At 39.5% G+C, this 14,440-nt stretch carries 18 protein-coding genes and 4 pseudogenes; 5 read left to right on the forward strand and 17 right to left on the reverse strand.

Features of this window, described 5'->3' with window-relative positions; translation table 11 throughout:
- Positions 1 to 245: pseudogene (locus HT678_RS01915) on the reverse strand (IS5/IS1182 family transposase); the annotation flags it as partial.
- A 44-nt stretch (positions 246 to 289) separates the two neighbouring features.
- Complete coding sequence (locus HT678_RS01920) at positions 290 to 1,609, reverse strand: CapA family protein (RefSeq protein ID WP_000830203.1); 1,320 nt, start codon at positions 1,607 to 1,609, stop codon at positions 290 to 292.
- A gap of 325 nt (positions 1,610 to 1,934) precedes the next feature.
- On the opposite strand from HT678_RS01920, the gene def reads away from it, so the two are divergent.
- A complete protein-coding gene (def, locus tag HT678_RS01925) occupies positions 1,935 to 2,546 on the forward strand; it encodes a peptide deformylase (protein WP_001272956.1) in 612 nt (203 codons plus the stop codon).
- Positions 2,547 to 2,590: 44 nt separating this feature from the next.
- Positions 2,591 to 3,319 (forward strand): 23S rRNA (guanosine(2251)-2'-O)-methyltransferase RlmB, encoded by a 729-nt coding sequence (gene rlmB / locus HT678_RS01930; RefSeq protein WP_000855766.1) that lies wholly within the window; start codon positions 2,591 to 2,593, stop codon positions 3,317 to 3,319.
- A gap of 38 nt (positions 3,320 to 3,357) precedes the next feature.
- Here the strand turns inward: rlmB and trxB are convergent, their stop codons facing one another.
- From trxB to HT678_RS01965, 7 genes are all read right to left on the reverse strand, one after another.
- On the reverse strand, positions 3,358 to 4,269 hold the full coding sequence (gene trxB / locus HT678_RS01935; protein WP_000272299.1) for a thioredoxin-disulfide reductase: 912 nt from the start codon (positions 4,267 to 4,269) through the stop codon (positions 3,358 to 3,360).
- 65 nt (positions 4,270 to 4,334) lie between these two features.
- On the reverse strand, positions 4,335 to 4,559 hold the full coding sequence (locus tag HT678_RS01940) for a DUF4059 family protein (protein WP_000926599.1): 225 nt from the start codon (positions 4,557 to 4,559) through the stop codon (positions 4,335 to 4,337).
- Between the two features lie 76 nt (positions 4,560 to 4,635).
- Complete coding sequence (locus HT678_RS01945; protein WP_000590965.1) at positions 4,636 to 5,379, reverse strand: amino acid ABC transporter ATP-binding protein; 744 nt, start codon at positions 5,377 to 5,379, stop codon at positions 4,636 to 4,638.
- Positions 5,379 to 6,179: an amino acid ABC transporter permease gene (locus HT678_RS01950; protein ID WP_001103446.1), complete on the reverse strand. Its 801-nt coding sequence runs from the start codon at positions 6,177 to 6,179 to the stop codon at positions 5,379 to 5,381. The genes HT678_RS01945 and HT678_RS01950 overlap by 1 nt, the downstream gene beginning before the upstream one ends.
- A 157-nt stretch (positions 6,180 to 6,336) precedes the next feature.
- Positions 6,337 to 6,693, reverse strand: a complete 357-nt coding sequence (locus tag HT678_RS01955; RefSeq protein ID WP_023934080.1) for an arsenate reductase family protein — start codon at positions 6,691 to 6,693, stop codon at positions 6,337 to 6,339.
- A 5-nt stretch (positions 6,694 to 6,698) separates the two neighbouring features.
- Positions 6,699 to 7,217 carry a methylated-DNA--[protein]-cysteine S-methyltransferase gene (locus tag HT678_RS01960; RefSeq protein WP_023934081.1) on the reverse strand — a complete coding sequence of 173 codons (519 nt, stop codon included), beginning with the start codon at positions 7,215 to 7,217 and terminating at the stop codon, positions 6,699 to 6,701.
- A complete protein-coding gene (locus HT678_RS01965; RefSeq protein ID WP_000405855.1) occupies positions 7,217 to 7,711 on the reverse strand; it encodes a GNAT family N-acetyltransferase in 495 nt (164 codons plus the stop codon). The genes HT678_RS01960 and HT678_RS01965 overlap by 1 nt, the downstream gene beginning before the upstream one ends.
- 134 nt (positions 7,712 to 7,845) lie before the next feature.
- Here HT678_RS01965 and HT678_RS01970 point away from each other — a divergent pair, with 134 nt between their 5' ends.
- On the forward strand, positions 7,846 to 8,292 hold the full coding sequence (locus HT678_RS01970; protein ID WP_000858721.1) for a DUF1836 domain-containing protein: 447 nt from the start codon (positions 7,846 to 7,848) through the stop codon (positions 8,290 to 8,292).
- The gene (locus tag HT678_RS01975) at positions 8,289 to 8,936 is read left to right on the forward strand and encodes a hemolysin III family protein (protein WP_001097999.1); all 648 of its coding nucleotides are present in this window, start codon (positions 8,289 to 8,291) and stop codon (positions 8,934 to 8,936) included. Before HT678_RS01970 ends, HT678_RS01975 begins: the two co-directional genes overlap by 4 nt.
- 239 nt (positions 8,937 to 9,175) lie before the next feature.
- On the opposite strand, the gene pdxT is transcribed toward HT678_RS01975, so the two are convergent.
- The 8 genes and pseudogenes from pdxT to HT678_RS02015 form a co-directional block, all read right to left on the reverse strand.
- A complete protein-coding gene (gene pdxT, locus HT678_RS01980; RefSeq protein ID WP_172924551.1) occupies positions 9,176 to 9,757 on the reverse strand; it encodes a pyridoxal 5'-phosphate synthase glutaminase subunit PdxT in 582 nt (193 codons plus the stop codon).
- A complete protein-coding gene (gene pdxS / locus HT678_RS01985) occupies positions 9,758 to 10,633 on the reverse strand; it encodes a pyridoxal 5'-phosphate synthase lyase subunit PdxS (RefSeq protein WP_023939837.1) in 876 nt (291 codons plus the stop codon). It abuts the gene before it with no gap.
- A 208-nt stretch (positions 10,634 to 10,841) separates the two neighbouring features.
- Positions 10,842 to 11,526 (reverse strand): annotated as a pseudogene (locus tag HT678_RS11405) (transposase); the annotation flags it as partial.
- Positions 11,527 to 11,721: 195 nt separating this feature from the next.
- Positions 11,722 to 11,893: pseudogene (locus HT678_RS11410) on the reverse strand (IS630 family transposase); the annotation flags it as partial.
- A gap of 209 nt (positions 11,894 to 12,102) precedes the next feature.
- Positions 12,103 to 12,471: a PqqD family peptide modification chaperone gene (locus HT678_RS02000; RefSeq protein ID WP_078374384.1), complete on the reverse strand. Its 369-nt coding sequence runs from the start codon at positions 12,469 to 12,471 to the stop codon at positions 12,103 to 12,105.
- Between the two features lie 87 nt (positions 12,472 to 12,558).
- Positions 12,559 to 13,350 carry an ABC transporter permease gene (locus HT678_RS02005; RefSeq protein WP_050208676.1) on the reverse strand — a complete coding sequence of 264 codons (792 nt, stop codon included), beginning with the start codon at positions 13,348 to 13,350 and terminating at the stop codon, positions 12,559 to 12,561.
- A gap of 19 nt (positions 13,351 to 13,369) precedes the next feature.
- The gene (gene pduL / locus HT678_RS02010) at positions 13,370 to 13,948 is read right to left on the reverse strand and encodes a phosphate propanoyltransferase (RefSeq protein WP_000405172.1); all 579 of its coding nucleotides are present in this window, start codon (positions 13,946 to 13,948) and stop codon (positions 13,370 to 13,372) included.
- 23 nt (positions 13,949 to 13,971) lie between these two features.
- Positions 13,972 to 14,220 (reverse strand): hypothetical protein, encoded by a 249-nt coding sequence (locus tag HT678_RS02015; protein ID WP_000777026.1) that lies wholly within the window; start codon positions 14,218 to 14,220, stop codon positions 13,972 to 13,974.
- A 63-nt stretch (positions 14,221 to 14,283) separates the two neighbouring features.
- Here HT678_RS02015 and HT678_RS02020 point away from each other — a divergent pair.
- Positions 14,284 to 14,440: pseudogene (locus HT678_RS02020) on the forward strand (IS630 transposase-related protein); the annotation flags it as partial.

Genomic DNA, 14,440 nt, shown 5'->3' on the forward strand with positions numbered 1-14,440 from the left:
TTAAGTTGCTTTCGTGAATACCAAGATCAGCCGCAATTTCTTCATAAGTTCGATATTCTCGCACATATTGAAGTCGCCATAAGAAGGTATTCTAGGCTTAGTTTAGGTTTTCGTCCCCCTTTTGCGTGTTTACCTTGATAATCTCTTTTTAATACAGCTAACATCTCTTCAAAAGTCGTGCACTGAACACCAACCAGGAGCTTAAATCGTGCATCAGTTAGTTGTTCACTTGCTTCATAATCCATAGAACTATTATACCATATATTGTTTCGCAGGAAGTCTATTCAAGCTAATCCCACTTCAATCCCACATGTTCGTTCATTTCTTTATAGGCTGTATCAATTCGTTCCTTAGTCGCTTCATCTAACTGGTCACGATGACTGCCACCCTCTATAAAATCTTCCAAGATATAGGTTTGATAATGATATAAAGGATAGCCTTCTGGTGAAAAGGTTCCCTTTGGTGTTCGATTGACCCAAGTAGGATGAGCTTTAGCTGTTCCGATAGTTGTTTTTCCATCCTTCTTCTTAATGGTTACATCCATGAGAACGCCACGTTCAGTCCACTTAGCATTTTCTTCATCTCCCATAGATTCAATCCGTTGATTGGAAATGAAGTTCCCCATTGAATAGATAATGAGTTTCTTGTCTCCATCTTTTTCAACCGTTTCAGATGGTTCCACAACGTGAGGATGCCCTCCAAAGATAATATCCGCCCCCCAATCAATCATCTTGTGATAAAGAGCTTTTTGTTCCTCAGTTGGTTCCAATCGATACTCCACACCCATCTGAGGCATGATAATGGTGATATCTGCTTCCTTCTCTGCCCGTTCAATTTCAGCCTTCATCTTATCTTCGTTTAAATCTGAAAGATAACGATTATAGTCTTCCTGAGAAATATACCGTTCAATTCCATTGAATCCATAGGAATAGGCCAAAAGAGCAACCTTGATTCCATTCACTTCCTTAATGACCAACGGAGCCTGATCACGTGGTTCATGCGTATAAACTCCGATTGGAGTGATTCCAGCTTTTTCAATAATATCGGCCGTTGAAATAACTCCCTCAATTTGCGAATCCAAAATATGATTATGAGCTAAATCTAGCACATGATAACCTGCATCCTTAATGGCATCCATAACTTCAGCAGGAGCATTAAAGAGAGGATAACCCGCTAAATAATGATCCTTATTGATGGTTCCTTCAAAATCACCAATAGCTAAATCTGCTTGCTTGAGCCAAGGTGTCACATACTCAAAATTCTCATGAAAGTCATAGGTACCGTCTTCTTTTTTAGCTGAAAAGAAAAGTCCATCGTGGTAGAGCAAATCCCCATTAGCCATAATTCTGGCAGTTTTTTCCTCTTCCTGCTCCTGAGACTTTTGCTTAGTCCCCTCTTGAGAAATAGTATCTCGTTTTTGACTGGTTAAAGGGATTCTTTGGAAACTTTCAAACAACAAGACCAAGCCCATTGATAAGGCAACTGCTAGCAAGAGTACCGCCACAAATCCTTTATTGCTCCACCTGCGATAACTCCTAAAAAAGTTTACCAAGCCCTTCATAAAACGAAAAGCTAAACCACCCTGATTTCGATTTTGTCTTCTTTTCATCTTCATTCTCCCTACTTTCTTATGCAAGCCTTTTCTTTTTATTATATCATAGATAAGTAATTCTTTCACAATTGATACTCTTCGAAAATCTCTTCAAATCACGTCAGCGTCGCCTTACCGTATATATGTTACCGACTTCGTCAGTTCTATCTACAACCTCAAAGCAGTGCTTTGAGCAACCTACGGCTAGCTTCTTAGTTTGCTCTTTGATTTTCATTGAGTATGAATTGAACTTCCTATCTATTTTCTATAAATCCTAAAGGCTATAATACTTTCAATCCTTGTCATTTTGTGTTATCATGTAGAGGTAATGAAAGGAGAGAAAATGTCTGCAATAGAACGTATTACAAAAGCTGCTCACTTAATTGATATGAACGATATTATCCGCGAGGGGAATCCAACTCTACGCGCAGTTGCTGAGGAAGTCACTTTCCCCCTATCTGACCAGGAAATTATCCTAGGCGAAAAGATGATGCAATTCCTTAAACATTCCCAAGATCCTGTCATGGCTGAAAAAATGGGACTCCGCGGTGGGGTTGGACTTGCTGCTCCTCAGTTGGATATCTCAAAACGCATTATCGCTGTTTTGGTACCTAATATTGTTGAAGAAGGCGAAACTCCACAGGAAGCCTACGACTTGCAAGCCATTATGTACAATCCAAAAATCGTCTCTCACTCTGTTCAAGATGCTGCTCTTGGCGAAGGAGAAGGTTGCCTGTCTGTAGACCGCAACGTGCCTGGCTATGTTGTTCGCCATGCCCGCGTTACTGTTGACTACTTTGACAAAGATGGAGAAAAACACCGTATCAAACTCAAAGGCTACAACTCCATTGTTGTTCAGCATGAAATTGACCACATTAACGGTATCATGTTTTACGATCGTATCAATGAAAAAGACCCATTTGCAGTTAAAGATGGTTTACTGATTCTAGAATAAAGAAAATCCCGTTGCAAGACGGGGTTTTGTGTTATAATAGAGGCATGAAAACAAATGATATTGTCTATGGCGTCCACGCCGTTACCGAAGCCCTCCTTGCAAATACTGGAAACAAACTCTACCTCCAAGAAAATCTCCGAGGTAAGAATCTTGAGAAAGTCAAGGAACTGGCTACAGAAAAGAAGGTGTCCATTTCTTGGACCTCAAAAAAATCCCTCTCTGAGATGACTGAAGGTGCTGTCCACCAAGGTTTTGTTTTACGAGTGTCCGAATTTGCCTATAGCGAGCTAGATCACATCCTTTCCAAAACACGCCAAGAAGAAAATCCTTTGCTATTGATTCTGGATGGTTTGACTGGCCCTCACAACCTAGGATCCATCCTGAGAACAGCCGATGCGACCAATGTTTCAGGTGTCATCATTCCCAAGCACCGTGCTGTAGGTGTTACCCCCGTCGTTGCCAAAACGGCCACAGGTGCTATCGAGCACGTTCCCATCGCCCGAGTGACCAATCTGAGCCAAACTCTGGACAAAGTCAAGGATGAAGGCTTCTGGACCTTTGGAACGGATATGAACGGTACTCCTTGCCATAAGTGGAATACAAAAGGGAAAATCGCCCTCATCATCGGAAATGAAGGAAAAGGCATCTCTAGCAACATTAAAAAACAGGTCGATGAAATGATTACCATTCCCATGAATGGCCATGTTCAAAGCCTTAATGCCAGTGTTGCTGCGGCCATTCTCATGTACGAAGTTTTCCGAAACAGACTATAAAAAAGTTTCCAGTCATCTGATTGGAAACTTTTTTATGATTAACTATGTTCTGTGATAAATTTATAGGCTTCTTGACCAGCGATAGCTCCATCTCCAACCGCTGTTGTTACTTGGCGAAGGTCTTTCTGGCGAACATCTCCAACTGCAAAGATACCGTCAACTGCAGTTTTCATGTGGTTATCTGTCACAATCCAGCCTGCCTGATCTTGGATATTCAATTCTTTAACAAAATCGCTAAGAGGGTCCAATCCAACATAGATAAAGACGCCACCGAAGGCTTGTTCTGTCACTTGACCTGTTTTCACATTTTCAAATACGACAGATTCTACTCGGTTTTCACCCTTGATTTCCTTCACTACAGAATCCCAGATAAAGCTGATTTTCTCATTCGCAAAGGCGCGGTCTTGTAAAACCTTTTGAGCACGAAGTTGGTCACGACGGTGAACAATGGTAACAGTCTTAGCAAAACGAGTCAAGAAGAGGGCTTCTTCAACAGCTGAATCTCCACCACCAACTACCAACAAATCTTGGTCACGGAAGAAAGCACCATCACACACGGCACAGTAAGAAACACCACGACTGTTCAGTTCTTCTTCTCCAGGTACTCCCAAAGGACGGTGTTTAGAACCAGTTGCTACGATAACGGTACGAGTTTCATATGTTTGGTCGTCAGTCATCACTTTCTTAAAATCACCATGGTCTTCGACATTTTCAACATATCCATAAATGTGCTCAACACCGAGATTTTCAAGCGGTTCAAACATCTTTTCTGCCAATTCAGGTCCACTAATATTAGCATATCCTGGGTAATTTTCGATATCAGATGTATTATTCATCTGACCACCTGGCAGACCACCTTCAATCAAAGCTACTTTCAAATTGCTTCGAGCAGCATACAAGGCTGCAGTCATCCCTGCAGGTCCAGCACCGATAATAATAGTATCGTACATATAGTTTCCTTCTTTCTTGTTGTAACTATCTTTATTCTAACTCTTTCTTGTCAATCACGCAAGGATTATGCCTTGAAAACAAGAATTAAACTCATAACCGCAAAGGATAATACTGGAACAACCAAGACCCCAATCATAATCATATCATAGAGATGGGCTTGGCGAGCCTTGGCTGTCTTATCAACTCCCGACATGGCTCTCAGTCCAATCCAAATTCCTAAAAAAATCAGGACGAGGATGGTGGTTAAGATCAAACTCTCGAAATATAAAGAAAATAGTTGCAGTAGCATGATTTCTCTCATTTCTATCTTTTTAAAGAGTAAACTCAGCTAGTCCAGCTAACTGAGTTTTTCTTTATCTATTATATCAAATATAAGTCCGTTTGTAACTAGCGAAGAATTCTTTTGTCCGCTCTTCTTTAGGATGGTGGATAATCTCATCTGGTGTTCCAGACTCGATGATTTTCCCCTTATCTAAGAAGAGAATCTTATCAGCCACTTGGGCTACAAAGGACATGTCATGACTGACCAAAATCATGGTCTGACCTGACTTAGCAGCATCTGCAATAGACTTCTCTACTTCACCGACCAATTCTGGGTCAAGGGCTGAAGTTGGTTCATCTAAGAGCAAGACATCTGGTTTCATAGCAAGCGCACGCGCCAAGGCAACCCGTTGCTTTTGTCCACCTGATAAATGGCGAGGGTAATGGTTTTCACGATCAGAAAGCCCAACCTTAGCCAACTCTTCCTTGGCAATCTTAGTCGCTTCTTGGTCAGATAATTTCTTGACAACAACCAAGCCTTCTTTCACATTATCAAGTGCTGTACGGCGCTCAAACAAATTAAACTGCTGAAATACCATAGATAACTTGCGACGTAGGGCAAGGATTTCTTCTTGAGTGATTTTAGAAAAATCAACCGAGAAATCATCAATCTGAATCGAGCCACTATCAGGTGTTTCAAGATAATTGAGACTGCGAAGAAAGGTTGATTTTCCAGCTCCTGAAGAACCAATCAAGGCTACAACTTCCCCTTTTTGAATATCCAAGTCCAGATGATCCAAGACAGTCTGTCCTGAAAAGGATTTGCTTAAATTCGAAATCTTAATCATTAACGAAGGTCTCCTTTCACATCTGTTTGCACTGTATCTGGTGCAGAAATAGCCATTTTTCTCTCGATGAAACGACCAAGGCTCTCAATTCCGATATTGACTACCCAATAAACAAGAGCAACGGAGATGAAGCGCTCAAAATAACGATAATCGGCACCACCCAAAATCTGAGCTTGGGCAAAGACTTCCACAACACCCGCACTAAAGGCTAGGGAAGTTCCCTTGGTCAAGCCGATGAGGGAGTTAATCAAGGTTGGAGTCGCCACAACGGCCGCATTTGGAATAATCACGCGACGATAAACTTGTGCTCGGGTCATCCCCAGACTACGTGCCGCCTCAATCTCACCAGGATTGACTGAGAGAATGGCTGCACGAATGGTTTCACTGGCATAAGCTGCCTCATTGAAAGCAAAAGCAACAATCGCAAAAGCTGCTGCTGGAATGGCATTGATATTGAGACCAGTCCCCCATTGCTGATTGAGGGCTTTCAAAGCCAAAGGAATTCCGTAGTAGGTCAACATGAGCTGCACTAAAATCGGTGTCCCTTTTAAGAAACTAACAAAGAAGGCCTGCAAGGGATATAAAATCTTAACACGATTGATCTTCACAATGGCAAAAAGAAGCGCCAAAACCAAGCCAAAAAAGGCACCACCAATTGTCAACATAATCGTTGTTGGAAGTTGTTGAACAATTCTCGGAATTCCATCAAAGACCGAACGCAAGCTAAAAAGCTTGCCATCCGGAATCAATTGCATCAAGTTTTGATACCAATCTGATGCTAAAATCGTTGTAACATTCATAAAAACATCCTCTCCTGATAATGATTCATTCTACCATACTTCTGCCGTCAATGAAATTATTTGCTACGGTCAGATACAGTCTTTGTCTACCTACTAGTTTATCATACTTTAAAACAGGGAGGTTATATATTTTATCTATCAGAGAGATAAGTAAAAACTATTTCAATCCCAATTCTTCATAAGGTTTTCGATAACCGATTTGTTTAACAGTTCCATTTTCTACTAAAATTGGCCGTTTTAACAACATGCCGTCGCTTGCTAGCAACTCAGCTGCTTCTTGGTTTGACAGACTTCCTACCTTATCTTTTAACCCTAATTCACGGTATTTGATTCCACTGGTGTTAAAAAATTGCTTCAATTCAAACCCTGAGGTTTCCAGCCAGTTTAAAATAACTTCTTGGCTAGGTGTTTCTTCGGCGATATGGACGGCTTTGTAGTCCACACCGAGTTGGTTTAATTCTTGTTTTGCTTTTTTACAAGTTGAACATTTTGGGTATTCGATAAATTCTAACATGTCTTTCACTTTCTATTATTTATATCTTTAAAATCTGCGCCTTCATACTCCAAGAGCCAGGCTTTCTTTTCCACTCCTGCGGCATAACCAGTCAGACGCTTGCCTGCTCCCAGCACACGGTGACAAGGTACTAGAATAGACCAAGGATTGCGTCCTACCGCTCCACCAATTGCTTGAGCAGAAGGCACTTGCAGGTCTTGGGCTATTTGCCCATATGTCACTGTCTGACCATAAGGAATTCCCTGTAAATAGTCCCAAACTCGCTTTTCAAAATCCGTTCCAATTGGAGCCAAGGGCAAGTCGGATAAATCCTTAGGCTTGCCTTTAAAGTAAGCATCTAAGCAAGTAATAACTGGGTCTAAAATGGGATGACTAACAACTGCTTCTATCGTCTCATCTCCTAGTCCCCTCTCAAAATGCTTCTGCTCCTGAACCCAAATTCCATACAAATAATGGTCATCAGCTACGAGAGAAAGGGAGCCAATCGGCGAAGAATAGAGCATTTTTACATACTTCTTTTGCATTATTTCTTTAATTTTTGATAGGCCAAGCGTTCGCCATCAACTGGAACCTTACCAACCTGTTTAAAACCGAGTTTTTCAAAAATATGCTGCATAGCTTTGTTTTCAGCATGCGTATCTGAGCGAAAATCTAGATAATCAAAACCTTCAATCAAGCCCTCTAAAAAGGTTTGAGCAACTCCCTGTCCCTGCACATCTGCTGCCACAGCAATACGGTGAAAGACTAGGTACTCTGACTCCCCAACTTGCCAGTTGCCTTCATAAATGGCTTCATAGGCTGCCTCTGGACTCTTGGTCACAGCAGCATAGGCTAGTAGTTCTCCCTCTTCCAAGGCTACATAGGCTTGACCTGAGATAATATCTTCAATAATAATATCAGCATTTGGATAACCATTTTGCCACTGGTCACTACCAGCATCCGCTAAACATTTTTTAGCATCCTCCATCACTTGCATGATGTCATCTACTTCATTTGGAAAAGCTAAACGAATCTCCATCTTTTCTCCTCATTTCTGACTAGTTTCTCCCATCCTAGCATAATTTAAGTCTTTCTACAAGCAGTTAAAACTTGACTTTCTGTTTTTGTTATTTTATAATCTAGTTATTAAAACTAGATAAAAAGGAGTTGAAAATGAAAACTACCTTTTCCTACCCAAAATGGGCAGAAATTCCAAATATTGACCTCTATCTGGACCAGGTTTTACTCTATGTCAATCAGGTCTGTGCCCCTATCTCTCCTGATAAAGACAAAGGCCTGACAGCATCTATGGTTAACAATTATGTCAAACATGGTTACCTGACAAAACCTGACAAGAAAAAATACCAACGTCAACAGATTGCCCGTCTGATTGCTATCACAACCCTCAAGTCTGTATTTTCGATTCAAGAAATCGCTCAGACACTGAATACTCTACAAAGTCAAGCAAGTTCAGAGCAACTCTACGATGCTTTTGTGAACTACATGAACCAAGGAATTGACCCAGCTAACCCTATCATCCAAACCAGCTGCCAAACCGTTAAACTCTATCATCAAACCCTAGCCTTAATCCATCATACTCAAGAGGAGGTAATCCAATGAACACTAGTCTTAAACTCAGCAAACAACTCAGTTTCGGAGAAGAGATTGCTAATAGTGTGACCCATGCTGTGGGTGCAGTCATCATGCTCATCTTACTCCCTATTTCATCCACCTATAGTTACGAAGCACATGGCTTTTTATCCTCTATCGGCGTTTCCATTTTCGTTATCAGTCTCTTTCTCATGTTCCTCTCATCCACCATTTACCACTCTATGGCCTATGGTTCGACCCACAAATACGTCTTGAGAATTATTGACCATTCTATGATTTATGTGGCTATCGCAGGCTCTTATACGCCAGTCGTCTTAACCTTGATGAATAACTGGTTTGGCTATCTGATTATTGCTATCCAATGGGGAACGACCATCTTTGGTATTCTCTATAAAATCCTTGCTAAAAAAGTCAATGAAAAATTTAGCCTTGCTCTTTACCTGATTATGGGCTGGTTGGTTCTGGCTATCATTCCTGCCATTATCAGTCAAACGACACCAATTTTCTGGAGTCTCATGGTAACTGGCGGACTCTCTTATACAGTTGGGGCTGGATTTTACGCCAAGAAAAAACCTTATTTCCACATGATTTGGCATCTCTTTATCCTAGCTGCGTCCGCACTCCAATACATCGCCATTGTTTATTACATGTAAAACTCTAAGCAGGCAGAGCCTGCTTAGAGTTTTATAATCGAATTTCCTAAAGAGGAAGCAATATGAAAGCCGTCATTGCTTGTGCTCATAAGATCTTCAGAATCATTTACAAACTACTCTCCACCAAGCATACTTATCAAAAAGAAAAGGCGCTAGGACTGAGGAAACATTTCTAACGCAAAAACTAAAAAAATTTCAATTATAGTATAGCACAGGAAGTGATTTTTTGCGCTTTTTTACTATCTTTTTTCTTCACATATATTTATAAAGTACTGGTGCAAGCTTACATCATCAGTCAATTCAGGATGAAAAGAAGTTACCAACATATTTTTTTCTTGGGCTGCAACGATTTGATTATTCACTGTTGCTAGAATTTCTACATCTTCTCCAACACTGCTGATAATTGGACCACGGATAAAGGTCATTGGAATCTGACCAACTCCCTTACATTCTGCTTCCGTATAGAAACTTCCTAGTTGGCGTCCATAGGCATTGCGCTCGACCACCATATCCATTGTTCCAAGATGACTCTCGTCCTGAGAAGTGATTTCCTTAGCCAGCAGGATCAAGCCCGCACAGGTTCCAAAGACTGGTAAACCAGATAAAATAGCTTCTCTTATAGGAATCATCATATGTTGATCTCGTAAGAGCTTGCCCATGGTTGTAGACTCTCCTCCAGGTAATATCAAGCCAGACAGTTCATTTTGATATTTCTGGAAATCTTCTAAATTTCTGAGTTCGACACTATCGACTCCTAATTTTTCTAGCACTTTTACATGTTCTGCAAAGGCACCTTGCAAGGCCAATATTCCGATTTTCATCTATTTTCCTCTCTCTGCCATGAGAATTTGGATTTCATTTTCATTGATACCAACCATGGCTTCTCCTAAATCTTCAGAGATTTGAGCCAGTATTTGAGGATTACGGAAGTTAGTCACAGCCTTAACAATGGCACTCGCTCGTTTAACAGGATCTCCTGACTTGAAAATACCTGAACCGACAAAGACCCCCTCTGCCCCTAACTGCATCATCAGCGCAGCATCTGCTGGTGTTGCAACGCCTCCAGCTGCGAAGTTTACAACTGGCAATTTTCCATGTTCATGGACATATTGAACCAATTCTACAGGGACTTGCAAGTCCTTAGCAGCAACATAAAGTTCGTCCTCACGTAGGTTTTGAACACGGCGAATTTCCTGATTCATCATACGCATATGGCGAACAGCTTGGACAATATCTCCTGTACCCGGTTCTCCTTTAGTACGAATCATGGAAGCACCTTCAGCGATACGACGCAAGGCTTCCCCCAAGTCCTTGGCACCACAAACAAAAGGTACTTGAAATTCTTTCTTGTCCACATGGAAACGATCGTCAGCTGGAGATAAAACTTCACTCTCATCGATATAGTCAATCTCAATAGCCTCTAAAATCTGAGCTTCAACAAAATGCCCGATTCTAACCTTAGCCATCACTGGAATGCTAACCGCTTCTTGGATTTCCTTAATCATCTTTGGATCACTCATACGGGAAACACCACCAGCTGCACGAATATCAGCTGGAATCCGCTCCAAAGCCATAACAGCAGCCGCACCAGCAGCCTCTGCAATACGAGCCTGTTCAGGATTTTGAACGTCCATGATAACCCCACCTTTGAGCATCTGTGCCAAATTTTTATTTAATTCATAACGATTTTCAGTCATTTGTTTTATCCTCATCATTTATATTGGTAGCTACCATTTCATTTTAAAATAGAACAGAGTGAATCACAAGATAAAAAAAGAAGAATTGTATGGGTACAGATTGAATCGAGTAGGGGCTAAGACTAGTCCCTCTCACACCACCGTAGGTGCCGTTCGGCATAGGGCAGTTCAACTAATACTCATATCTATTTTCAAAAAGCATTCTGGTTCATTCTCTTTTAACGATGGACTTTACAACACTCCTCTCTAATCCTTGTATGATCTCTTGAAATGTATCAATGCCAGCTTCCAAGGTTTGAAATGCTTTATTCTGGAAGCCACCTTCACCAAGCTCTTTCTGCATCTGTTCAATAGGATTCATCTCTGGCCTGTATGGGGGAATAAAGGGAAAGCCAATATGATTTGGAATAGTTAAGCTACTTGATGGATGCCCTAGGGCATGATCCATGACTAGTAAAATAAAATCAGTTGGATAGGCCTGTGACAGTTCTTGTAAACAAGCTTTCCTCCATTCAGTATGGCATCCTCCGGCAAGCAGGAAAAAAGATGCTCCTCTATAAGCATCAACAGCTCTCTAACAGTAAGAGAATTCATGCACGGAATGACTATGGACAGGAGGACCTATTCCTTTAGGTGGCTAACAAGATCCTAGTTTACTGCCTATCCGAAACCAGCCTCATCTTTGATGCATGAACCCAAGCTTACGAAAGCATCTACTATCTTTAAAGCGTTTTCTTACCTTCTTGAATAGAGATGGGATGTTTAGACGCGGCAATGGTTTGAGCGCCTGCTTTCTTAGGATCTAGGGCAACAGTGCGCCAGCTATGTCGCTTCAACAGTTGACAGAAAGCATCACCTGTGTAGGAACGACTAATCTCCTTTTGATAGGACTGAAGAAATGGAGTATCACTAAACCTCCTGAGAAACAATCTCTAGAACACTTGTCCTACAACGGCCTGTATATCCTAGTCCGGTACGTTATAAGCAATGAATTCATTTTTATTACAATTCAATCTAGATTTTGCAGGAAATCTACTGTAACAACTTCCTCTTCCTCTGAAGTTTTCAAATGACCGGAAAACTATCTATTCCTTGACTGTCATATAAACGTGGTTACAACCACCACGTCTTTCTTGAAGGAGAGAGTCCGAACCTAACTCCTCATCCTTCTTTAAATTTCACCAAACTACAGTCTAGACGCTCTATCATCTCTTGATAGGATTTTCCCATCAAACAAAGCAGAACGATTGGAAGACTTTGTGTTAGAGGCTTAGTAAGGTCTTTAAAGAGAAAGGTGATTTCTTGTTTAGCTAATTTCATGTTACTATCGTACAATGCTTTTTGAAGTATGTCTAGTATTAACCACTCTTTTCATCACCCCACTACAAGTTGATAAAGAGCCACAAAACTTCAAGACTTTTCTAAGTATTTTCGATATAAGCATTAAATATATTTCAGAAAAAGCAACATTAACCTCCCTTAACTGAAACAAACTCAAGTTCACTAAATTGATTAATAATTCTTTTCAAGTCTTTATCTGCTTTTTTCTCTGACACATCATATTCAGATGTTAATTTTCTCAATAAGTGGTCATATGAAATTGAAGTATCAATTTTAGACCATATAAAAAGATTTCTCTCTCCATCACTTATAACATTGATTTTACTTCGAGTATCCTTTAAATTATCATTAATATCAATTCCATTAATTGTAATTTCTCCTGAATCTTGTTTTAGAAGCGTTGTCATCATTTTTATTAAGGTTGTTTTGCCTGCCCCATTTTCTCCTAAAACTCCAATTATTTTTCCTCTTGGAATTTTTAATGAAACATTATTAATAGCTTACTTTTTCTTTTTAGTAAATTAATCTTCGTTTTTGTAAGATAACTTTTAGATACATTTTTTACTTCTAACATCGGAATTCTCCTAAATTGTTAAATATTCGATCACTTTCTTCTCCACCTTTTTATAGCTGAGCAAGCCAATCACAATAAAAACTAATGAGAGAAGTAAAACTTTAAAAATCAATAGACATAGTTGAAGCGATTCCAAATCTCCAGAAGATATTAGTCTAACTATCTCTAAGCCATAAGTAATTGGTAATAAATCACCAACACATTTTAGAAAATCAAGAAGCACTGTCCTAGGAAATGTAACACCAGATACTAAAAATATCAAAATAAATAACGTATTCTGACTTATAAATGTATCTCTTAACCAGAGCATTATGTTAGCAACAAAAACACTCATAGAAAATGATATTAAAACAATAACAACATAACTCAACAGCCAATAGGATATTGGAGTTGCCATGAACTTTGCACCGAGCAAAATAGAAATAATAAAAAGTGAACAAAACTCCATAAAAGTTCTTCCAAGCTGTTCAATGAACACGCCTATATAATAGCTGAAAATACTATATGGAGTTATAAATAAGCTTTCCAAGGTTCCCTCTCGGACCTCAACCATCAATGAACGCCCTACATTCATCAAAATAGCAACAGCAACATTGTAGTAAAGCATCCCAGCAGCAGCGAAAGTAAAATAATCAATCACTTCTACTTGACTAACTACTAATTTGTTATTAAAAAGATAATGAGCAATTAACCAATACCCTAAAAGCTGAAAAATGGCATCTAACAATCGATTCAGGAATAGAGCTACTGGAAAAAATCTAGTATACATTTGCAAATTTCTAATTATTAATGCCTTAATCAACTTTCGATAATCTCCATTTCTACTCTTTTATAATCGTGCCAATCTCACCTCCTGATAAAAGAAGTGCATTCGCATCATCAGTATCAATATGCATTTCCAATCTATATTTATCACTCACTCTGCAATGAACATCATGCAAAGTAGCACTTTTTTCGCTTTTTACTTCAACAGAAACTATATCTCCATTTTTAAGACCCATTTCCTCAGCTTCTTCTGTGGCAAAGTGAATATGTCTATTAGCAATAATGCACCCTTCATCTAAATTAACTCTTCCATTAGGTCCTATAATGGTAATCGGTGAAGAGTTTTCAATCTCACTCGAAGTACGTACTGGTGGAGTTATCTTTAATAATCTAGAATCTGTTTTAGAAACCTCAACTTGTGTATAAGGACGAATTGGTCCTAATACCCTGACACGATTAATCTCGCCAGATGCCGACTGAATTGTAACCTGTTCTTCAGCAGCAAATTCACCAGGCTGATACAAATCTTTTAACTTGTTTAGTTGGTATCCTTCACCAAATAAAATATCTAAATGTTCCCTCTTTAAATGAACATGTCTAGCAGAAATGTTAATGATTACTTGATTAATTTCCATGATAATTTATCTCCTTTTCCTATTTATAATACCATATTTTTTTCTGATTCATTATACTCAAAATGAATCAAAGCCTCTTTATTCAGATACATACCCTCTTCATTGAGTAAATGATTCAAATCAGAGTTCCATTGTGACGGTTTATCTCCTATACTTTCTAAGTTCTCAACAAAAGTATAGATATAAAAGTTTGTTGCTCTATATTTTTCACCTCCTATATTAAAATCTCTAAATAAGCTTATTGCTAATATTTTATAGTCGCTGAGTTTCAAACAAGCATGTTATAATAAAGCTATGCATGTAGTACAGATTTTAAACAGCGAGCATTAGATTACATCAAAGAGGGGGCACAGCCATGTCGAGGCAGCCAAGGTTTTTGATGTCGGCGTCAGAACTCTCTTCACATGGAAAAAGAACTTACGTGAACAAGGACACTTAGAGAGGAAAAAGCGAGTCGTCAAAAACCGAAAGATTCCTTTAGAGGAATTGAAA

The organism is Streptococcus sp. 3167 (assembly GCF_013277175.1).
Taxonomy (GTDB): domain Bacteria; phylum Bacillota; class Bacilli; order Lactobacillales; family Streptococcaceae; genus Streptococcus; species Streptococcus pseudopneumoniae.